At 61.9% G+C, this 20,928-nt stretch carries 17 protein-coding genes and 1 riboswitch; of the genes, 3 read left to right on the plus strand and 14 right to left on the minus strand.

What is annotated here, in order from left to right; translation table 11 throughout:
- From AC1D1Z_RS25065 to metA, 5 genes are all read right to left on the minus strand, one after another.
- Positions 1-687: amidohydrolase family protein (locus AC1D1Z_RS25065; RefSeq protein WP_477851859.1), on the minus strand; the 687-nt coding region annotated here is incomplete at its 3' end.
- The gene (locus tag AC1D1Z_RS25070; protein WP_130718265.1) at positions 687-1,718 is read right to left on the minus strand and encodes an SIS domain-containing protein; all 1,032 of its coding nucleotides are present in this window, start codon (positions 1,716-1,718) and stop codon (positions 687-689) included. The genes AC1D1Z_RS25065 and AC1D1Z_RS25070, both read right to left, overlap by 1 nt.
- A complete protein-coding gene (locus tag AC1D1Z_RS25075; RefSeq protein ID WP_003543751.1) occupies positions 1,715-2,488 on the minus strand; it encodes a GntR family transcriptional regulator in 774 nt (257 codons plus the stop codon). Before AC1D1Z_RS25075 ends, AC1D1Z_RS25070 begins: the two co-directional genes overlap by 4 nt.
- A 162-nt stretch (positions 2,489-2,650) precedes the next feature.
- Positions 2,651-3,673, minus strand: coding sequence for an aldose epimerase family protein (locus AC1D1Z_RS25080; protein WP_131605688.1), 1,023 nt, complete (start codon positions 3,671-3,673; stop codon positions 2,651-2,653).
- A gap of 226 nt (positions 3,674-3,899) precedes the next feature.
- Positions 3,900-4,823, minus strand: a complete 924-nt coding sequence (gene metA / locus AC1D1Z_RS25085; protein WP_131605689.1) for a homoserine O-acetyltransferase MetA — start codon at positions 4,821-4,823, stop codon at positions 3,900-3,902.
- Positions 4,824-4,870: 47 nt separating this feature from the next.
- Positions 4,871-4,948, minus strand: a riboswitch (SAM riboswitch).
- A gap of 112 nt (positions 4,949-5,060) precedes the next feature.
- Here metA and AC1D1Z_RS25090 point away from each other — a divergent pair.
- Positions 5,061-6,950 (plus strand): ABC transporter ATP-binding protein/permease, encoded by a 1,890-nt coding sequence (locus tag AC1D1Z_RS25090; protein ID WP_205928511.1) that lies wholly within the window; start codon positions 5,061-5,063, stop codon positions 6,948-6,950.
- A 71-nt stretch (positions 6,951-7,021) separates the two neighbouring features.
- Here the strand turns inward: AC1D1Z_RS25090 and AC1D1Z_RS25095 are convergent, their stop codons facing one another.
- The 4 genes from AC1D1Z_RS25095 to AC1D1Z_RS25110 form a co-directional block, all read right to left on the minus strand.
- Positions 7,022-7,651 (minus strand): hypothetical protein, encoded by a 630-nt coding sequence (locus AC1D1Z_RS25095; protein ID WP_032980592.1) that lies wholly within the window; start codon positions 7,649-7,651, stop codon positions 7,022-7,024.
- A 120-nt stretch (positions 7,652-7,771) separates the two neighbouring features.
- On the minus strand, positions 7,772-9,589 hold the full coding sequence (locus tag AC1D1Z_RS25100) for an ABC-F family ATP-binding cassette domain-containing protein (protein WP_131605691.1): 1,818 nt from the start codon (positions 9,587-9,589) through the stop codon (positions 7,772-7,774).
- A 3-nt stretch (positions 9,590-9,592) separates the two neighbouring features.
- A complete protein-coding gene (locus tag AC1D1Z_RS25105; RefSeq protein ID WP_182564461.1) occupies positions 9,593-10,249 on the minus strand; it encodes a thiamine diphosphokinase in 657 nt (218 codons plus the stop codon).
- A gap of 102 nt (positions 10,250-10,351) precedes the next feature.
- Complete coding sequence (locus AC1D1Z_RS25110; RefSeq protein ID WP_026188553.1) at positions 10,352-10,879, minus strand: MarR family winged helix-turn-helix transcriptional regulator; 528 nt, start codon at positions 10,877-10,879, stop codon at positions 10,352-10,354.
- 116 nt (positions 10,880-10,995) lie between these two features.
- Between AC1D1Z_RS25110 and AC1D1Z_RS25115 the strand changes: the two genes are divergently transcribed.
- Positions 10,996-12,534, plus strand: a complete 1,539-nt coding sequence (locus tag AC1D1Z_RS25115; RefSeq protein ID WP_131605692.1) for an MDR family MFS transporter — start codon at positions 10,996-10,998, stop codon at positions 12,532-12,534.
- A 387-nt stretch (positions 12,535-12,921) separates the two neighbouring features.
- On the plus strand, positions 12,922-14,466 hold the full coding sequence (locus AC1D1Z_RS25120; RefSeq protein WP_047620233.1) for a M48 family metalloprotease: 1,545 nt from the start codon (positions 12,922-12,924) through the stop codon (positions 14,464-14,466).
- 153 nt (positions 14,467-14,619) lie between these two features.
- On the opposite strand, the gene AC1D1Z_RS25125 is transcribed toward AC1D1Z_RS25120, so the two are convergent.
- The 5 genes from AC1D1Z_RS25125 to AC1D1Z_RS25145 form a co-directional block, all read right to left on the minus strand.
- Entirely contained in the window at positions 14,620-15,483 is an 864-nt protein-coding gene (locus AC1D1Z_RS25125) for an RNA polymerase factor sigma-32 (protein ID WP_018244054.1), read from the minus strand.
- A 376-nt stretch (positions 15,484-15,859) separates the two neighbouring features.
- Positions 15,860-16,432, minus strand: a complete 573-nt coding sequence (locus AC1D1Z_RS25130) for a CarD family transcriptional regulator (protein WP_003543775.1) — start codon at positions 16,430-16,432, stop codon at positions 15,860-15,862.
- Between the two features lie 393 nt (positions 16,433-16,825).
- Positions 16,826-17,164 carry a ferredoxin FdxA gene (gene fdxA, locus AC1D1Z_RS25135; protein ID WP_026188554.1) on the minus strand — a complete coding sequence of 113 codons (339 nt, stop codon included), beginning with the start codon at positions 17,162-17,164 and terminating at the stop codon, positions 16,826-16,828.
- A gap of 194 nt (positions 17,165-17,358) precedes the next feature.
- A complete protein-coding gene (locus tag AC1D1Z_RS25140; RefSeq protein ID WP_012759434.1) occupies positions 17,359-17,763 on the minus strand; it encodes an RNA-binding S4 domain-containing protein in 405 nt (134 codons plus the stop codon).
- Between the two features lie 2 nt (positions 17,764-17,765).
- Positions 17,766-20,928 (minus strand): helicase-related protein (locus AC1D1Z_RS25145; RefSeq protein WP_477851865.1); only part of this gene is annotated, 3,163 nt, incomplete at its 5' end.

Here is a 20,928-nt window from a genome sequence, read left to right on the forward strand (position 1 = left end):
ACCGGGCGCACGGTGTCCCAGCTGGCTCATGGCGTTGAAGAGATGCGTGACGCCCCGCGYGCCGGCATCGAAACGTTCTTCCGCCGCCTCGCTCGAACAATCGGAATGGCCGATGCTGATGGTGACACCGGCTTCCGCAAGCTCGCGCACCTGGGCAACCGTCACCTGCTCGGCCGCCATTGTGACGAGCAGCGTGCCGATCGCCTCGCGTGCCTGGATGAAGGCCTTGACGTCGCGGTCCTCCACCGGTCGCATCAGTTCGGCCAGATGCGCACCCTTCCTCGCAGGCGCCAGATGCGGACCTTCGAGATGCAGACCGGCAACGCCGCGGTTCGCCTTGACAGCCTCCTTGGCCGCCTCGATGGCGGCAATGGACGCTTCTGATGTATCGGTAATCAGTGTCGGCAGCAGCGACGTCGTGCCATAGGGCCGGTGCCCGCCGGCGATAATGTCCATCGAGGCAGCGGAAGGCTCGTCGTTCAGCATCCGCCCGGCGCCGCCATTGACCTGCGCATCGATGAAGCCGGCCGACAGAATACCGCCCGCAAGCGTCACCACCTCGCCGTCCGGCAGATCATCTCTGGCAGCGATCGCTTCGACGCGGCCATCGGCAACGATGAGCGCCTTATCGTCATGGAAGCGCTCGCCGTCGAAGATGCGGGCGCCGAGGAAGATCTTGCGGACCATCAGACCGTCTCCGTCACCTTGAGCAGGTTCGCCGGCTTGTCGGGATCAAAGCCCTTGCGGCGCGTCACCGACTCGATCAGCCGGTAATAGACGAGCAGCGACACCAGCGGATCGACGAGGCCGTTGCCCGTCGTCGGCACGCGCAGATGGACACCGGAAAGCGGCTGCGCCGAGAAGCCTACAGTGGTGGCGCCGAGCTTCTGCAGGCGCTCCAGCGCCTGGACATTGTTGGCGAAGGCCGCATCGTCGGGTGCGAAGGCGACGATCGGGAAGCCCGGCTGCACCAGGCGCATGGGGCCGTGCATCAGTTCCGCCAGCGAGAAGGCCTCGGCATGCAGGCCGGAGGTTTCCTTGGCCTTCAGCGCCGCTTCGAGTGCGATCGCAAAGGCCGGGCCGCGGCCGGCGGTATAGAGCGAGGTCGCGTTGAAGAGCACCTCCTCGGCTGCCGCCGTGTCGATCCCGGCGGTCGCCGACAGCGCCTCCGGCAGCTTGTCGAGCGCCGCCTGCAGGTCGGACGCGCCGCCGATCGCAGCCGTCACACCGGCAAGGGCGGCGACCGAGGCTATGAAGGATTTCGTCGCCGCGACGCTCTTTTCCGCGCCGGCATTGAGGCCGAGAACGATATCGGCCTGTTTCGCAAGCGGGCTGTCGGTGACGTTGACGACGGCGATCGTCGTCGCTCCGCCCTTCTTCGCCGCATCCTGCAACGCGACGATATCGGGGCTGGCACCCGACTGCGAGACGGTGAAATGGACGCCGCCCTTCAGATGCAGCGCCGCACCGTAGACGGAAGCGATCGACGGACCGACCGAGGCGACCGGAACGCCGCAGGTAATCTCGAAAAGATATTTGAAAAAGGTGGCGGCGTGGTCCGAGGAGCCGCGCGCCGCCGTCGTCACCACGCTCGGGCGGGCGGACGAAAACAGCCGGGCAATCTCGGCAAAGACCGGTTTTTCCTTTTCGAGAAGCGTAGCCACCACCTCTGGCGATTGGCCGGCTTCTTGCAGCATCAGTGACTGGTTGTCATTCATAGGTCATCTCCGATTCTCAATTCGGCTACGAAATCATAGGCATCGCCGCGATAATGCGAGCGGGTGTATTCGACGACGCGCTGGTCTTCCAGGCGCGAGACGCGTTCGATCAGGAGCGCCGGCGCGCCTGATTTGACGTTCAGGATTGCGGCGGAGGACGGGTCGAGCGTGACCGCCGTCAGCCGCTGCAGCGCGCGCACGGGCCTGTGGCCGCTGGCCGTCAGCGCATCGTAGAGCGATCCCTCGCCGCCGGCATCGTGCCCGAGGAACTTGATCGGCACCACGGCGCGTTCAATCGCCAGCGGCAGGCCGTCGGCAAGGCGCAAGCGGTCGAGTCTCAGCACCGGCTCGTCGCCGCCGAGGCCGAGCAGGAAGGATTCCTCCGGCGACGGCGTATTGACCGCCCGCGACAATATCCGTGCGGCCGGCAGACGCCCGCGTGAACGCATGTCGGCGGAGAAGGAGGAAAGCCGCCAGAGCGACTGTTCCATGCGCTCCACTCTGCTCGACACGAAAGTACCGCTTCCGTGGCGCGATTCCAATGCGCCGGACGCCATCAGATCACGATAGGCGGTGCGCACGGTCACTCGGCCGAGCTTCAGAGCTTCGGCAAGGTCGCGCTCGCCCGGGAGTGCGGTGCCGGGCTTCAGCAGGCCTTCCTGAATGAGGCCGGTCAGCGTCTGCGCCAGCCGCTTGTAGAGCGGCCCGGTCAATGCCTCGTCACGCAGGCCGCGGCTATTCAATTCCGCTATCAGACTGGTTCTATCCATGGACGCACAATAGAACCTATATAGGACCAATCGGCAAGACAGAATCGAATGCCGAAAGAAAAAACCCTCGCCGGCGGGCCGGCGAGGGTTTCATAGCGACCAAATCTGACAACCGTGCGTCGACAGCGCCCCGCGTTAGAAACGCGCGGCGCTGGAGGACGCTCAGTTCTTGGTGAAGATATAATCCGTCTCCTGGCGCAGCACTTCGCCGGGGCGCAGAACCGCATTCGGAAAACCTTGGTGATTGATGGCATCCGGCCAGACCTGCGTCTCCAGGCAGAAGCCGGCGAATGGACCGTATTTGCGCCCGCCGATGCCGGGAGCCCCGGTATCGAGCTTGAAGCCGGCATAGAACTGTACGCCTGGCTCGGTGCTGCGCACTTCCAGCGACACACCGGAATAAAGGCTGCGGGCGAGCGCGACGGTTCGTTTGGCGGTGCGCTCGGCGGACAGGCAGAAATTATGGTCGTAGAACACCTGTTCGCTGTCGACGAAACGCTTCATCGGCGCCATCTCGCGGAAATCGAATTCGGTGCCCTCGACGGAACGGATCTCGCCGGTTGGCACCTGCTTCTCATCGGTCGGCAGATAATGATCGGCGGCAATCATGATATCGTGGCCAAGCGCATCGTCGCGACCGTCGAGATTGAAATAGGCGTGCTGGCAGACATTGGCGAGCGTCGGCTGGTCGCTGGTCGATTCGTAGGTGATCGACAGTTCACCGTTGCCATGCACCCAGAAAGTCGCCTGGATGGTGCAATTGCCGGGATAGCCGGCGCGGCCATCGGGATCGACGATCTTCAGCACCACGCGGTCGACGTCATGCTCGACGATCGTCCAGTTGCGTTTGGCGATATTGTCGCTGCCGCCATGCAGATGCGTCACGCCGTTTTCATTCAGTTCGAGCTGATAGTCCTTGTCGTCAATCGTAAACCTGCCGCCGCCGACGCGGTTGGCGCAGCGGCCGGGTGTCGCGCCGAAATAGGATGAATAGAGGGGGTAGCTGTCGAAATCGTCGAAGCCGAGCTGCAGCGGCGCGTCATGTCCCTCGAGGCGCAGATCCTGGATGACTGCGCCCCAGCTTATGATCTTGGCCGTCAGCCCACCGCCCTTGATCACGACGCGATAGACGGTCTCGCCCGCCTTCGTCTGCCCGATAACGTCCCGCTCCAACTTATCCGACATGATCGACCGTCCATTCTATCTCTGCTGCAAATTCTCAATTCGGAATCGATTTGAGGAATTTGAAGCGATTCAAACTGTGCATTGCACGTCCGATGAAGACGCGCGGTTTGGTAGGTTTCGGGACAGGAACCTGCCCGCATTTGCTTCAATCCGCAACCGGCGGATCGGAAAGAAAATGCCGCAGCGATGAGGCGGCGGCACCGGCTCGAGGGGCGATCGGCAACGGTCAGAGGTCCGTGCCGATCTCTTCCACATCAAAAGGCGTCGTCTGGTAGATTTCGTTGATCCAGTTGCCGAACAGGAGATGCGCATGGCTGCGCCAGCGGTTCTGCGGCGCAAGCGCCGGATCATTATGCGGGAAGTAATTGTGCGGCATCTTGATCGGCACGCCGGCATCGACGTCGCGAAAATACTCGTCGGAAAGCGAAGTGGAATCATATTCGACATGGTTGAACATGTAGAGCCGCCGGCCCTTCTTCTCGTGCACGAGACACACGCCCATCTCGGCTGATTCCATCAGGATCTCCAGGTTTTCGGATTTCTCGATATCGGCGCGGCGCACTTCGGTCCAGCGCGACACCGGCACCTCGAAATTGTCGGAAAAGCCGTTGAGATAGATCGACGAAGGCTTCAGGTTGCGGTGGCGGTAAACCCCGAAGGCCTTCTCTTTGAGCTCGTATTTCGGAACGCCGTGGAAATGATAGATCGCCGCCATCGCGCCCCAGCAGACGTTCATCGTCGAATGGACATTCGTTTCCGTCCAGTCGAGAATCTGCTGCATCTCCGCCCAATAGGTGACGTCCTCATAGGGCAAAAGCTCGATTGGCGCCCCGGTGATGATGAAGCCGTCGAACTTGCGATGTTTTACCTCCTCCCAGGTCTGGTAGAAGGCAAGCAAATGATCTTCTGACGTATTCTTCGCCTTGTGGCCGCCGATACGGATGAGCGACAGTTCCACCTGCAGCGGCGAGGCGCCGACGAGACGCGCCATCTGCAATTCGGTCTTGATCTTGTTCGGCATGAGGTTGAGCAGCCCGATTTGCAACGGTCGGATATCCTGACGGATCGCCAACGTCTCGGTCATCACCCGCACACCTTCCTGAACCAGGGTTTCGAAGGCGGGCAGCGTATCGGGGATCTTGATGGGCATTGCGGTCACTCGATCAAAAACAAAAACCGGCGGCGAAAAAAATCGCTACCGGTCCGCACGCGGCCCTTTAGCGATTTTTTTAACGTGGCTGCAAGCCGGCCGGCCAAATCACCACGGAGCGCTTTAATTAGACCCAGTCGGGTCGCGAATCAACTGTCGACTGCAGTCAAGTGACCTCTGCCGCATCATCACAGTTTAATGAATGATAGAATCTGTTGATAGACCCGTAACGCCACCATGTTATTTATAGGGGCATGGGCGATTTGGAAAAGCGTAATGGCAGATAAGATTGAGGGGAGGCCGGGCATCCGAAGGCAGGATAGGGTAGGGTATGATTTCAGCCTGACATATCGCCTCGGCGTCATGTTCTCAGCATTCTGGAATTCGGAAGTGCGTGGCAGGGTGCTGTTTCTGGCGACCGTGCTGATCCTCGTTATCCTGGCGACGTCCTACGGCCAGGTCATATTGAACGAGTGGAATGCGCCCTTCTATGACTCGCTGGAGCGCCGCGACCTCGGCGAATTCTTCCACCAACTCGAAATCTTCGCGATGATCGCCGGCACGCTGCTGCTGCTCAACGTGCTGCAGGCCTGGCTGAACCAGATGACGGCGCTCTATATGCGTGAAGGCCTGTCACGCGATCTCGTCGACCAGTGGCTGAGGCGCAAGCGGGCGCTGCGGCTTGCCTCCAGCGGCCTGATCGGCGTCAATCCGGACCAGCGTCTGCACGAGGATTCCCGCAACCTTGCCGAAAGCACGACAGGGCTCGTTCTCGGCCTGCTGCAGTCGACCATCCTCCTGGTGAGCTTCATCGGCGTGCTCTGGGAGCTTTCGAGCGGCTTCATCTTCCGCATCAGCGGCCACAGCTTCTCCATTCCGGGCTACATGGTCTGGGCGGCGATTTTCTATGCCGCTTCCGCCTCGGTGCTGAGCCAGGTCGTCGGCCGCAAGCTGGTCAAGCTCAATGCCGACCGTTTTTCGAAAGAAGCCGAGCTTCGCTTCACGCTGATGCATGCCAATGAGAACATGCCGGCGATCACCGTTGCCCGCGGCGAGGAGAACGAGCGCCGACGTATCAACACCGACATCAGCTCGGTACTGACAGTCGTCAAGCGGCTCGCCATGGCCAATACCAATCTCACCTGGGTTTCGGCCGGCTACGGCTGGCTGGTAATCGTCATCCCGATCATCGTTGCCGCCCCAGCTTATTTCTCCGGCGGCCTCACCCTCGGCCAGCTGATGATGTCGGTCGGCGCCTTCAACCAGGTCAACACGGCGCTGCGCTGGTATGTCTCCAATTTCGGCCCGATCGCCGAGTGGCGCGCCACGCTGATGCGCGTCACCGATTTCCGCCAGGCGCTGCTCGACATGGACGAGGACTTCGACCTGAAGGACAGTATCGCCTATGAAAACGCCGCGCCCGACACGCTGACGTTGAAGGATGTGGTGATCGTCGCCAAAGTCGGCGAAGATATCGAGGAATGCGGCGGTTTCCGACTGCGTGAAACCAATGTCGTGATCAAGGCCGGCGAAAGGATCATGATCAACGGCGATCACAGCGTCAACCGCAAGCTGCTGTTCCAGGCGATGGCCGGCCTCTGGCCGTGCGGTAGTGGCACGATGGGCCTGCCGCCAATCGACGACATGCTCTTCGTTCCGCAGGTTGCCTATGTTCCCGGCGGCACGCTGCGCGAGGCGCTGGCCTTTCCCGAACGTCCCGAAGCCTACGAGAAAGCCGCCGTCGAGGCGGCCCTCGACAAGGTTGGCCTGCATTCGCTGATCGCAAGGCTCGATACCCGCGCCCGCTGGGACAAGCTGCTCGACGGCGACCAGCAGAAAGCGATCGGATTTGCCCGCCTCCTGCTCGTGCGCCCGCGCTGGATCATCTTCGACGAAGTGCTGGAAGGCATGGAGCCGGAACTGCAGGAAACAATGGCCAACCTGCTCGTCTCCATGCCCGAAAGCGGCATGATCTATATCGGCCGCTCCGAGGCCTATCTCGAGGCGCTGAAGCCGCGCGTGCTGCATCTGCAAGCGCTGCCGTCAATTTCCGAGGAGCCGCCTGTCGCCCAGACCGGCGCCAGCGCCAGTGCGGGCGCTGCCGCCGTGCCCGCGCCGGCGCTTTAATACATGCCGCCCAAAAGTGTGGAGCTGTTTTGGGATGACGGCCTGCATAAGGTAAGGATTTGAGCCGCTGGTCACATCGGCGGCGTGATGCCGTTGAGGCCGACGGCGATCTGGCTGGCCGAGATGCTGCCGTCCGCCGCCTTTTCGCCGGTGACGACGACGCCGGCGCCGGGCTTCAGATCATCCTTGGTCGCAGGCGCCAACGTCACGATCGGCGTGCCATCGGCAATCGCGATCGTCTTTTCCTTGCCCTGATAAGTCAGCGTGATCGTGTGGCCGTCCACGGATTTGACGGCGTTGCTGACGGTCGCATTGGTCATCTGGCTGTTCGGCTGCGCATCCCAGGGACGGTTGCCCTCGCCGGTTCCCTTCATCGACGCCGGAAAGATCAGCACCTCGATCGCCCCGTCCGGGCCCGTGCCCTTCGGAAGTGAAGCGACGCCGACGAAATCGCCGGGCTTGATATCCTCGACCGAGGCTTTCTTGATGCCGCCGACCTTCCAGCCGGATTTCAGCGCGATCGTCGCATCGCTGCCCTCGCGCGTCTTGACGACGAGCGTATCGCCGCTGAGGCTTTCGATGGCGCCGCGAACACGAATGCGCTGGGCATCCTGCGCCTGCGCGGCTTGCGACAGGGCAAGGGTCACGAGGCTACCGGCGACAAACGCCGTGAAAATTCCGGAATAGGGCTTGCGAGACATCTGACTTTTCCTTGTCGCCATTGCGATCGGCAATATCCCCGGCTGCCGGACGGCACCTTATGCCGCAGGACGACACACTGACGAATCAAGGAAAAGTGAGCCTTCAGCCTCGAGAAAATCTCAGCCTTCCAGCTCTTCCCGCAGCATTTCGAGCTCCAGCCACTCCTCTTCCATCTTTGTCAGGCCGGCGCGCAGTTTTTCCATCTCGCTGGCAAGTCGGTTGAAGGCGGCAGGATCGCGCGTGAAAAGATTGGGATCTGCCATCACCTGTTCGCGCTTGGCGATTTCGGCTTCGGCCTTCGCCATTTCCTTCGGCAGGTTTTCCAGTGCGAATTTCTGCTTGAAGGAGAGTTTGACCTTCGAGCTGCCTGGCGCTGGTGCCTCCTGCGTCTTCGGCTTCTCCGCCGCCTTCTCGGCTTTTCTGCGCTCCTCGAGCGCGCCCTTGCGTTGCACAAGCATGTCCGAGTAGCCGCCGGCATATTCGATCCAGCGGCCATCAGGCGCATCCGGCACGGCGGGTGCGATCGTCGAGGTCACGGTGCGGTCGAGGAAATCGCGGTCGTGGCTGACGAGAATGACAGTGCCGGGAAAGCCGGCGACAATCTCCTGCAGGAGATCGAGCGTTTCGATATCGAGATCGTTGGTCGGCTCGTCGAGAATCAAGAGATTCGTCGGGCGCGAAAGGATGCGCGCCAGCATCAGCCGGGCGCGTTCGCCGCCGGAGAGGTTTCTGATCGGCGTACGCGCCTGTTCCGGCTGGAACAGAAATTCCTTCATATAGCCGGTGACATGGCGCTGCTCGCCGTTGACGAGCAGGTTTTCGCCGCGCCCGTCCGTCAGATAATTGGCAAGCGTATCCTCGGGGTCGAGATCCTCGCGCTTCTGGTCGAGCGTCGCGATCTCCAGATTGGTGCCGAGCTTCACCGTGCCGCTATCAGGCGCAAGCTGCCCGGTCAGCATCTTCAGCAGCGTCGTCTTTCCGGCGCCGTTCGGTCCCACGAGACCAATGCAGTCGCCGCGATGCACGCGGATCGAAAACGGCGTGACGATCGCCCGCTCGCCGAAGCTCTTGGTGATCTTGTCGGCCTCGATCACCAGCTTGCCGGATTCCTGCGCGTCCGAAACCGTCGCCTGCACCGTGCCCTGCGGCCCCTTATGGCCGCGATAGTTCGAGCGCATCGTCTGCAGCTCGCCGAGACGGCGCATATTGCGCTTGCGCCGCGCCGTGACGCCATAGCGCAGCCAGTGCTCCTCGCGCTCGATCGACTTGCCGAGCTTGTGCTGCTCCAGTTCCTCGGCCTCCAGCACCTGGTCGCGCCAGGCTTCGAAATGCGCAAAGCCGCGGTCGAGCCGGCGCGAGGTGCCGCGGTCGAGCCAAACGGTTGCCGTCGAGACCTTTTCGAGGAAACGCCGGTCGTGCGAGATCAGCACCAAGGCGCTGCGCGTCTTTTGCAGCTCGCCTTCCAGCCATTCGATCGTCGGCAGGTCGAGATGGTTGGTCGGTTCGTCGAGCAGAAGAATGTCTGGCTCCGGTGCCATAACCCGGGCAAGGGCAGCGCGCCGCGATTCGCCACCGGACAGCATTCTGGGGTCTTCTTCGCCGGTCAGCCCGAGATGCGACAGCAGATAGGTGACACGATAGGGATCATCGCCCGGCCCGAGGCCGGCCTCGGCATAGGCCTGCACCGTGTTGAAGCCGGCAAAGTCCGGCGCCTGCTCGAGATAGCGCACCGTCGAGGACGGATGGCGGAAGACCTCGCCGGACTGTGCCTCGACCAGGCCGCCGGCAATCTTCAGCAGCGTCGATTTTCCCGAGCCGTTACGCCCGACGAGACAGATTTTGTCACCGGCCTCGATCTGCAGGCTAGCACCCGCCAGAAGCGGTGCGCCGCCGAAGCTCAGGAAGATATCGTCGAGTTTTAGAATGGGAGGGGCCAAAAATCAGACTCCGGAAAGATCGTAGGGCCGGGCGAGCACGATTGCCCGGCCGCTGCGGAGCGAAAAGCGAACGGTACCTTCCGCAACATTGGAAATGGTGCGCGACGAGCCGAAAGGCAGATGGAAATCCGCCAGCGGATAACGCGCATTCTCGATGGAAAGCCCTCTCAGCTCGCTGAATCCGGGCACGGAAAACAGGCTGCCCTTGGGAAGGTCCAGTTCGATCGTACCGGCAACCAGCGGCACTGCCTCTTCCTTGCCCGAGGTCAGCAGCAGGTCGAAACCCTCTTCCGCCAGGCTGACGGCCGACAGCAAGTGCTGAAGCGCGTGGTCGGAGCGTTCGCCGCCGAGCGCGCCGGCGAGGATGAGCCGCCGCGCGCCCCGCGCGATTGCTTCCGCCACGGCGATTTCGCCGTCCGTCGCCGCCTTCGCTGCCGGATAAGGCTGTTTCGGCACATTGGGAAATGCATTCGCGAGATCGGCCGGTGTCGAATCGAAATCGCCGACCCAGAGCTCCGGCTCGATGCCGAGTGCTGCCGCATGCCGCATGCCGCCATCGGCCGCAATGAAGCGGCTGTCGGCGATGGCGTGGCGCAGGCGCTCCGTCAGGCTGAGTTCGCCGCCAAGGAGAATGGTGAAGGTGGATTGGCTCATGGGCATTGCCCTTAGCGCAAACGGGGGGTCGAGGGGAAGGGGCGCCGCTTGCCTGAAAGCGCCACGCGTCCAACACCAACGGGACGCTCGATCACTTTGAACTACCGCCTAGCCCGGCGTATCCTTGTCGCGCGACAGGAAGACCGCCTCGTAGCCGCCGATGAAGCGCTCGAAAAGCGCTGCGAAGCGCTCGACATCTTCCTGCGGCCAGTCGGAAACGATCTCGGAAATGATCGCAAGCTTCTGCGCGACGATCTCGGCAAGCAGGTCCTGGCCGACCTCGGTCATGACGACGACGATCCGCCGCGCATCGGCCTGCGAGGCCTCGCGGCGCAACACGTTGCGCCCGACCATGTCGGCGACCACCCGGCTTGCCCGTGACGGATCGATGCGCAGCATCTCCGCGATCAGGCCGACCGTGACCTCGCCGGCAGGCTGCGCCCTCCGTACGGCATCGAGCACGTCGAGATGCGAAAGCTCAAGGCCTGGTGCAGCACTCTGGATCGCCAGCCGGCCGATCAGCCGCCGCCCGGTCATCAGCCGCATGCGTGCCATGCTCCGGCCGATACGCGGCACGTTTTCACGATCCGGCTCGGCCGGCTCCGCAGAAAGGGTCTTGGTCAGGACGTCGCTCATCACAGGACCATAACAGAGCCGATTCGAAAATTGAATATGCCGACGTCATTAATGTGCCATTGACAACTATATGCTGTTAGCACATAAAAGCACATCAACCCGGAACGATGCCTCCCATGGACATGCAACTCGCGCCTGCGCCGCTCGTGACGGATCCTCGTCGCCGGCTTATCCTCTTCCTTTTTCTGATGACCGCCATGTTCATGGCGACGCTTGATAATCAGATCGTCTCCACGGCTCTGCCGACGATCGTCGGTGAATTCGGCCATCTCGAGCGCTTCGGCTGGATCGGCTCGGCCTATCTCCTGTCGCTGAGCGCCGTCATGCCGCTCTACGGCAAGCTCGGCGACTTGTTCGGCCGAAAATACGTGATGATGACGGCGATCATGATCTTCACCGTCGGCTCGGCGGTCTGCGGCCTTGCGGTCTCGATGAATACGCTGATCGCCGCCCGCGTGCTGCAGGGCCTTGGCGGCGGCGGCATCATGGTGTCGATCTTCGCCGTCAACGCCGATCTGTTCGAGCCGCGCGAGCGGGCTCGCTATCAGAGCTATTCCAGCCTTGTGCTGATGGCATCGGGCGCGATCGGCCCTGTGCTTGGCGGCACGATGAGCGATCTCTTCGGCTGGCGCTCGATCTTCCTCGTCAACGTGCCGATCGGCTTCATCGTGCTCACCGGCCTTGCCTTCATGCTGCCCTACCGCAAACCGCATCGCCGCCCCAAGATCGATTATGCCGGCGCGCTCCTGCTTGCCATGACGACGACAAGCATCGTGCTTGCCACCGACAGCAGCGAACTGTTCGGCGCATTGATCTCGCCGCAGAGCATCGGCATCGTTGCCTTCGGTGTGATCTGCGCCGTCACCTGGGTATTCACAGAGCGCCGCGCGCCGGAGCCGATCGTTCCCCTGCAGCTGTTTCGCAATTCGACCTTCAGCCTGCTCCTGGTGATCTCGATCATGGGCGGCGCCATCGCCATCGGCATGGTCAATTATCTCGCCCTCTTCCTGCAGACCACGACCGGCCTTTCGCCGTCGGCCGCCGGCCTGCTCTTCATCCTCCTGACCGGCGGCCTCGTCTGCGGATCGCTTACAGCAGGTCGGATCATCTCGAAGACGGGGCGCTACAAGCCCTTCGCCATCGCAAGCCTCACCTGCAGCGCCACTGCCTTTGCGTTGATGTCGCAGATCCACGCCGGAACGCCGATCGTCTTCATCGGCGCGATCATGATGCTGCACGGCATCGGCATCGGCCTTGCCCAGCAGGTTCCCGTCATCGGCGTACAGAATGCAGCACCGGCCCGCGACGTCGGCGCCGCCACCGGCTCGGTGACGCTGTCGCGCATGGGCGGCGCCTCGATCGCTATTTCGATCTACGGCGCCATCATCGCCTCCGAGCTCGGCAAGGTCGGCGTCTCCATTCCCGGCGTCGCCGATATCGAGCAGTTGACGCCGAAAATGATGGCCGCCCTTCCCGAATCGAGCCGCCAGGCCGTTGCCGATACCTATGCCGCCGCCTTCTCACCGCTCTTCATGACTTCCTGCGCCATTGCGCTGATCGGCCTTGCGGCCGCCATCATGCTGAAGCCGGTGCAACTGCCCCGCGCCGGCGAAACGACGAGGCCGCAACCGGCGACAGCGGAAGCTGCCGAATAGTCGAATCGCCCCGCGGAAATGCCTTACCAAGAGGCGTCTCCTCACCAAGAACATATTTCTGGTTGCAATTTTCACGCAAGGCCGTCGCTGTCGGGCTGGTTATTTCAATCGGCCCGTTCTTTTTCCGCGCTGCCGACGAATCTCCGCTTTGTGACGGAACTTTCGCCATAATTTCATCCGAGCGAAGGGAGGCCTTAATGCCTGAGGCTTGCCAAAATGCAACGGCGCCACATTTAAGCAGAGTCTCGCTATGCAACCGATGCGTAAATCAGCTACAGCAAAGACTTGTATCGGCCGATTGTGCAGCGCGAGATCAGGGGTGCGCACCTGTTGAATTCCCTTTGCCATGGTCGGTCCGAATCTCAGGCAAACCGGCAAAACAGCGACATGATGCGGAGAAACAGACTGGATAGCTTGACGACGTGGAAATCGCCCGCGCTTTCCAGTGATGCCATCTCCGCGCCGCGGCGCTTCGCGCGTCGCCTGATGCTGCTTTCGGCCGTCGCAATGGCGCTGAATGGCTGCCAAACGCTGATCGACCAATCCTATCAGCCGAGTGTTTCGCCTTCTTCCAATCCACAGATCGTCGACGAGGTGCAGAAGAACGACCCGCGCGCGGCGATGGGCGCCCGCGAGCATCCGCGCATCGTGGCAAGCTACGGCGGCGAATACAAGGACGCCAAAACCGAGCGCCTCGTCGCCCGCATCGCCGGCGCGCTGACGGCGGTGTCGGAAAATCCGAGCCAGTCCTACCGCATCACCATCCTGAATTCGCCGGCGATCAACGCCTTTGCGCTGCCGGGCGGTTATCTCTACGTCACCCGCGGCCTGCTTGCCCTTGCCAACGACGCTTCGGAAGTTGCCGCCGTGCTGTCGCACGAAATGGGCCATGTGACGGCAAACCACGGCATTGAGCGGCAGAAGCGCGAAGAGGCTGAGGTCATCGCCAGCCGCGTCGTCGCCGAAGTCCTTTCCAGCGACATCGCCGGCAAGCAGGCGCTTGCCCGCGGCAAGCTGCGGCTCGCCGCCTTCTCCCGCCAGCAGGAGCTGCAGGCCGATGTCATCGGTGTGCGCATGCTCGGCGAAGCCGGCTACGACCCCTATGCCGCTGCCCGTTTCCTCGATTCCATGGCCGCTTACAGCCGCTTCATGTCCGTTGATCCCGAAGCCGACCAGAGCCTCGACTTCCTGTCGAGCCATCCGAATTCGGCGCAGCGCATAGAGCTTGCCCGCACCCACGCCCGCGCCTTCGGCCAGGAAGGCTCTGTCGGCGACAAGGGCCGCGATTATTATCTCGACGGCATAGACGGACTGCTGTACGGCGACAGCCCGGAAGAAGGCTATGTGCGCGGCCAGACCTTCCTGCATGGCGGTCTCGGCATCCGCTTCGACGTGCCGCCGGATTTCCATATCGACAACAAGGTCGAGGCGGTGATGGCCACCGGCCCGAACGACATCGCCGTCCGTTTCGACGGCGTCGCCGACAATCAGAACCAGAGCCTCACCAATTATATCTCCAGCGGCTGGGTAACCGGCCTCGACCCGTCGACCATCCAGCCGATCACCATCAACGGCATGGAAGCAGCCACCGCGCGCGCAAGCGCCGACCGCTGGGATTTCGATGTCACCGTGATCCGCAACAATTCGCAGATCTTCCGTTTCCTGACGGCCGTACCGAAAGGCAGCGACGCCCTTGAACCAACGGCCAACGTGCTACGCGCCAGTTTCCGGCGCATGACGCCGGCAGAGGCGGCCTCGCTGAAGCCGCTGCGCATCCGCGTCGTCACCGTCCGGCCGGGTGAGAACATCTCGACGCTCGCCGCCCGCATGATGGGCACCGACCGCAAGCTCGATCTCTTCAAGCTCATCAACGCCCTGCCCACGGGTGCAGCCGTTTCAACAGGCGATCGCGTCAAGATCATCGCCGAATAAAAAGAGGCCCGGCTTGCGCCGGGCCAGTCTGTGCTGCTGGAGCGGACAAGCATGTCGCGCAAAAGTGGGCAGCGGTTTTGCGATAACGACATGCGTAAAACAAACACCTAAAGCGCGACCGGCAAGTCTGAAAGATCGCGACGCGCTTTAGGTTCAGGCGTAGGCCGCCATATGCGGATCGGCGCTGACGAGGGCGCTGCGGAGTTTTTCCATCGCCCGGCTTTCGATCTGACGCACACGTTCCTTGGAAATGCCGAGATCGGCACCGAGTTCTTCGAGCGTGGCACCGTCTTCCGCCAGACGCCGGGCGCTGATGATCTTCATCTCGCGTTCGTTGAGATGTTTCAGCGCCGAAGCGAGCCAGACGCGGCGACGCTCGCCGTCGATCATGTTTGAAACCTGCTCGTCCGGCAGGGGATCGTCGCTGACGAGGAAGTCCATCTTCTCCGCGCTCTCGGCATCGCCGGAGACCGAAGGCGCCTGCAGCGAAGCGTCGTTACCGGAAAGCCTGGCATCCATCGTCTGCACATCGGCGAGGCTGACGCCGAGGGCCGCGGCGATTTCCTGGTGAATGGATTGCAGCGTCAGCTGTGTGTCACCCTTGGCGAGCTTGGCGCGCAGACGACGCAGATTGAAGAACAGCGCCTTTTGCGCTGAACTCGTGCCACCACGCACGATCGACCAGTTGCGCAGGATATAATCCTGGATCGAAGCCCGGATCCACCAGCTTGCATAGGTCGAAAAGCGCACGTCGCGTTCCGGCTCGAAGCGTGCGGCGGCCTCCAGCAGGCCGACATAGCCCTCCTGCACGAGATCGCTCATCGGCAGGCCGAAATTGCGGAACTTGCCGGCCATGGATATGACGAGGCGCATATGGGCCATGGCGATCTGGTTGCGCGCGCCGCGGTCGTCGTGATCCTTCCAGCGGGTRGCAAGATCATGCTCTTCCTGACGGGCAAGATAGGGGGCGGCCATCGCGATTTTGATCATGCGCCGATCTGCAGACATGTTCTTCATTTCGATCTCCCAAAGCAGGCCTCTCGCCCTGAAATGAACAATAAAACTCATGTCCCGGAACATCGCTGTCCGGATTGAATGGGTTCTGAATGCATAAAAGCCTCGCCCCTGGACTTTTCAGGGGGAGGCCCTATTTCTCATCATGTGCCGGTAAGACGGCTGGGCTGGACCTGTTTCTTCACTTTGCCGGATGGGCAATATAGAAAAGGCATGATCCGCTCCTCATCGAACATTGACGGAATAGCAGTTCGCTCGTTGAGGCTACTGCCTGACGAGCAGTCCGCAATTACGTGTGATAAACGCGGCAGTCGGGAAAAAGTTCCAATAAAAAAACCCGGCACGAAGGCCGGGTTTTTTGACAAAAAACAGGGTCGCTTTATGCGGCTTCGTCCTGCGAATCGTCTTCTTCAATCGCCTTGCCGCGCTTCGGACCCTTGTTGAGATTGGTCTCGACGAGACGGACGGCTTCGGTTTCCGACATCTTGTTGACAGCGGCGATTTCGCGCGCCATGCGGTCGAGCGCAGCCTCATAGAGCTGGCGCTCGGAATAGGACTGTTCGGGCTGGTTCTCGGCACGATAGAGATCGCGCACAACTTCAGCGATGGAAATCAGGTCGCCGGAATTGATCTTGGCATCATATTCCTGGGCGCGGCGGGACCACATGGTGCGCTTGACGCGCGCCTTGCCCTGCACGACCTTCAATGCACGCTCGACGAAATCCGTTTCCGAAAGCTTGCGCATACCGATGCTCATGGCCTTCGCAACCGGAACCTTCAGACGCATCTTGTCCTTCTCGAAATCGATAACGAAAAGTTCGAGCTTCATGCCGGCAACTTCTTGCTCTTCGATAGCGGTGATGGTACCGACGCCATGAGCGGGGTAGACGATCGATTCACCGGTCTTGAAGCCGTGACGTGCTGTAGAAGGCTTTTTCTGCTGAGTCGTCATTCTATTCAAAAACTCCCTGTTACGCTTCCGGCGGCGGCCGGAGCCGGGTCAGTCAGGCCCGGGTGAGACGGTAGTATCCGTCGGGTGACTTCACTCTGGTCCCATCGGGCAAAAGCAAAGACTTCTTGCGCGCGATCTTGGGACCCGGCGCTCAAAGCGTTGATATGTCACGGAAACCGCGTACGGATTGGTTTTGCTTTCGTGATGGTTTTGGGCATGCGTCATGCCACAAATGGAACAGTAACCGAAACCTATCATAAAAATATGAGGAAATCAATAATTTGCTTCGCTTGAGTCATGCGGGCAACACATGTCACMCATATGCCTCACGCAGCTTTTAAAACGTTTCGGCCCGCGGTCGCCCGAATCCGGCGACCGAATGTGGACACTGTTTCAATCGCCGGAACCAGGCTTCTCGGAAAAATATTTCTCGAATTTTCCGGACTCGCCATCCATTTCCTTGGCCTCAGGCAACGGCTCCTTCTTGACCGTAATATTCGGCCAGATCGTCGCATATTCGGTGTTGATCTTCAGCCATTTGTCGAGGCCCGGCTCGGTATCGGGCTTGATCGCCTCGGCGGGACATTCCGGTTCGCAGACGCCGCAATCGATGCATTCGTCGGGATGGATGACGAGGAAATTCTCGCCCTCATAGAAGCAGTCGACAGGGCAGACTTCCACGCAATCGGTGTATTTGCACTTGATGCAATTGTCGGTCACGACATAGGTCATGAAGAACTCCAGGATTTCCATGCGGATGGGGCCGGGCAACCTGGAACGTCGCGCCTATCCCCGTGCCGGAGGAAAAGCGTGAGCAGGCTTGGGAGGCAAGCACGCTTCCGGCAGGTTGTCAGTGACGTATCGGCTTTATCGCCGGATTTCAAGGATAAACGATCTGCAAAAGCCGCCGCCGCAGACAGAGTTTTCTAATCCTCGTCCGACATYAGCCTGTCGATTGCACGTCTTTCCTTTTTGGTCGGACGGCCGGTGCCGGTCGCCCGGATTGCCTGCTCGTAGGGCGTGAGACGTTTTGCCTCATCGGGCGGCGGGGATTGGTCGTCGTAAAGCAGGCGCGCCTGCTCGTAAGGCCCCCGCCGCTCGCCGGCAAGGCGCACGACGAGAACGACATCGCGCCGCTCCAGCGTCAGCTCGATACGGTCACCTGGCTTGACCATCTGGCTCGGCTGGCTGCAGCGCTCGCCGTTGATGCGCACATGGCCTGATTGGATATGGCTCTGCGCCACCGAGCGTGACTTCGCCATGCGCGCGAAGAACAGCCACTTGTCGATGCGCTGGCGCGAACCGCTTGTCGGCTGTGTCTCCCCGCTCATGACTACTTCTTCATCTGCTCCTTGAGGGCCGCGAGCTTGGCGAAAGGCGAATCCGGATCGATCGGCTTCTCCTTGCGCGGCGGCTTGGCCTCAAAGCGGAGCGGCTGCGAGCCGCCGCGATTGTTGTTGCGGTCGTTACGATCGTTGCGGTCACCGCGATCCTTGCGATCGCCACGGTCCTGCCGGTCGCCGCGCGGCTGGTCGCCCCGTGGTTGGTTGTTGTTGCGGTCGCCCCTTGCCTGCTGCGGCCGGCCGCCATCGCGACCGCCGCCTTCCTTGCCGCGGTTCTGGCGATTGTTGTCACGGCCGTCGCCGCCGCGATTGGCCTCGCCGCCTTCACCGCCGCCGGGCCGGCGATTGCGGTCGCCGCGTTCCTGGTTCTGACCGCGCTCCTGGCCCTGGCCGCCACGGCGATCGCCATGCCCGCCGCGCGCCTGGCGCTGATTGTCGTTGCGGCCGCCGAGACGCCACAGAAGAACCGGCTTCGGTTCCACCGGCTCGCCGGCTTCCCCAGCAGCAGGTACTGCTTCCCCAGCAGCAGGTGCTGCTTCCTCAGGAACGGACACCGCTTCCCCAGACGCTTCCACCGGAGCCGATGTCTCGATCGCTTCGACCGGAGCGGGGGTCTGGACCGCTTCGGCTACGGGCGCGTCAGCAACCGCCGGAGCCGTCTCGGCAGCAGTCTCTTCCGCCGCTCCGTCGGCATCGTCGTGATCAGCCTTTTCGGCTGTCTCTTCCGCAGGCGTTTCCGCAGTGGCAGCAGGCACTGAGGCCGCATCCTGCGTCGCAAGATGTACTGATGCCTCCTCCGCCTTCACGGCATCGGCGCGATAGCCGAGACCCTTGAGGATTTCTTCCATGTCCTCGAGCGTCGCACCGAGGATCGACAGCATCGCCGTCGTCGTCGTGAAGCGGCGGCCGTCATAGGCGCCCTCCGGACGGTTGTTTTGACCAGGCTTCCATTGCAGCAGCGGCCGGATGATATCGGCAAGCCTTTCCAGAATGTCGATGCGCACGGCACGCTTGCCGAGGAAACGGAAGCCGGCGAGCTTGTAGAACATCCGCTCGAAGCTCGGATCGGTGACGACGGAGGTGCGGCCGGCGGCAAGCACCGGAATGAGATCGCCATAACCCGGCTTGTCGAGACCGTCGTTCTTCAGCGCCCAGARCAGCGTGATGAGCTCGGCCGGGGCCGGCTTCAGAAGCGCCGGAACGAAGATATGATAGGCACCGAAACGCACGCCGTAACGGCGCATGGAGGCACGGGCCTCCTGGTCCAGCGACTTCACCTCCTCGGTCACGTCGCGACGGAAGAGCACCCCGAGATTCTCGACGAGCTGGAAGGCAAGCCCCTTGGCGAGACCCTGCAGGTCCTCGGCGCGCGACAGATCATCGAGCGGCTTCAGCACCGTGCTGATATGATGATTGACGAAGCGCTCGATGCGGGCGGCGACGTGATCACGGGCATTGCCCGTCAGTTGTTCGTCGGCCAACAGGATCACGCGCGGACGCATGATGTGATCGCTGCCCGAAAGCCGCGCCACCGGGTCGCCCAGCCAACGGATCAAACCGTCCGAACCGATCACCAGATCGCTGTTGCCGGCGGCATGCATCCGGGCCGCGCGGGCTTCGAACTCGAGCCCGAGCGCCTTCTGYGACGCAGCCTGAACCGCCTTGGCATCCGGTCCGTCCGTTCCCGCCACCGGCGTGAAACGGAATCCGCTCAACTGCCCTACATGATGTCCTTCAACGAAGACATCGCCATTCACACTGATTTCAGCTTCCAGCATCGCATTCTCTCTCAGGCGCTTCATGAGCACAGATGTCCTGCGATCAACAAAGCGTTTCGTCAACCTTTCATGTAACGCGTCGGACAATCGATCTTCGATTTCCCGCGTCTTTTCCTGCCAGTGTGTCGGATCGGCAAGCCAACCGGGCCGATTCGAAACGTAGGTCCAGGTCCTTATCTGCGCGATTCGCGCCGAAAGCGTGTCAATTTCCCCATCTGTTCGATCGGAGCGATGAACCTGCTCCGCCAGAAACTGCTCGTTCACCGTGCCATAGCGGACGAGATCGGAAAAGAGGGTCGCGATAAGATCGGCATGTTGTGCTGGGGTGATACGCCGATAGTCGGGAAGCGCGCAAGCCTCCCAGAGTTTTTCGACGCGCGCCGGCCTGTCGGCGAGATCGATGACCTCGGGATAGCGCGAAAGCTGTTCCAGCGCCTGCTGGTCGACCGCAGGCAGCGCCCGCGTCAGCCCCGGTACGCGCGGTCCCACCTCAAGGCTGGCGCGCAGCGATGCGATTGAGGAGAAGTCCATCTCCGTCGTCCGCCACTGCAAAACCTTGACGTTGTCGAACTCGTGCCCCTCGATGCGCTGCACCAGCTCATCGTCGAAGGGCGAGACCTGTCCGGTGACGCCGAAGGTCCCGTCCCGCACGTGTCGCCCGGCGCGCCCGGCGACCTGGCCGAGTTCGCCAGGATTGAGATTGCGGAATTGGTAACCGTCGAATTTCCGGTCCTGGGCGAAGGCAACGTGATCGACATCGAGGTTGAGGCCCATGCCGATCGCATCGGTCGCCACCAGATATTCGACGTCGCCTGCCTGATAGAGCGCCACCTGCGCATTGCGGGTGCGCGGGCTGAGCGCGCCAAGCACGACCGCGGCGCCGCCGCGCTGCCGGCGGATGAGCTCGGCGATGGCATAGACCTCGTCGGCGGAGAAGGCGACGATGGCCGAACGCTGCGGCAGCCGGGTGATCTTCTTCTGCCCGGCGTAGAAAAGATGCGAAAGCCGCGGCCGCTCGACGATATTGATGCCGGGCAGCAGCTGCAGCAGAATCGGCCGCATCGTCGCCGCACCGAGCAGCAGCGTTTCCTCTCGGCCGCGAAGATGCAGGATGCGGTCGGTGAAGATATGGCCGCGCTCGAGATCGCCGGCGAGCTGCACCTCGTCGATCGCGACGAAGGCGGCCTTGGTCTCGCGCGGCATCGCTTCGACGGTGCAGACGGAAAAACGCGCATTGGGCGGCGAAATCTTTTCCTCGCCGGTGACCAGCGCCACATTCTGCACGCCGACCTTCTCCACCACCCGCGTATAGACCTCGCGCGCTAGCAGCCGGAGCGGCAGGCCGATCACGCCCGTCCCGTGCGCAACCATGCGC

Source organism: Rhizobium sp. P1_E1, from assembly GCF_056406015.1.

Coding starts and splice junctions, on each gene's coding strand:
- AC1D1Z_RS25070 (WP_130718265.1), bottom strand. CDS start 1,718: ATGAATGACAACCAGTCACTGATGCTGCAAGAAGCCGGCCAATCGCCA.
- AC1D1Z_RS25075 (WP_003543751.1), bottom strand. CDS start 2,488: ATGGATAGAACCAGTCTGATAGCGGAATTGAATAGCCGCGGCCTGCGT.
- AC1D1Z_RS25080 (WP_131605688.1), bottom strand. CDS start 3,673: ATGTCGGATAAGTTGGAGCGGGACGTTATCGGGCAGACGAAGGCGGGC.
- metA (WP_131605689.1), bottom strand. CDS start 4,823: ATGCCCATCAAGATCCCCGATACGCTGCCCGCCTTCGAAACCCTGGTT.
- AC1D1Z_RS25090 (WP_205928511.1), top strand. CDS start 5,061: ATGTTATTTATAGGGGCATGGGCGATTTGGAAAAGCGTAATGGCAGAT.
- AC1D1Z_RS25095 (WP_032980592.1), bottom strand. CDS start 7,651: ATGTCTCGCAAGCCCTATTCCGGAATTTTCACGGCGTTTGTCGCCGGT.
- AC1D1Z_RS25105 (WP_182564461.1), bottom strand. CDS start 10,249: ATGCCCATGAGCCAATCCACCTTCACCATTCTCCTTGGCGGCGAACTC.
- AC1D1Z_RS25110 (WP_026188553.1), bottom strand. CDS start 10,879: ATGAGCGACGTCCTGACCAAGACCCTTTCTGCGGAGCCGGCCGAGCCG.
- AC1D1Z_RS25115 (WP_131605692.1), top strand. CDS start 10,996: ATGGACATGCAACTCGCGCCTGCGCCGCTCGTGACGGATCCTCGTCGC.
- AC1D1Z_RS25120 (WP_047620233.1), top strand. CDS start 12,922: ATGATGCGGAGAAACAGACTGGATAGCTTGACGACGTGGAAATCGCCC.
- AC1D1Z_RS25130 (WP_003543775.1), bottom strand. CDS start 16,432: ATGACGACTCAGCAGAAAAAGCCTTCTACAGCACGTCACGGCTTCAAG.
- fdxA (WP_026188554.1), bottom strand. CDS start 17,164: ATGACCTATGTCGTGACCGACAATTGCATCAAGTGCAAATACACCGAT.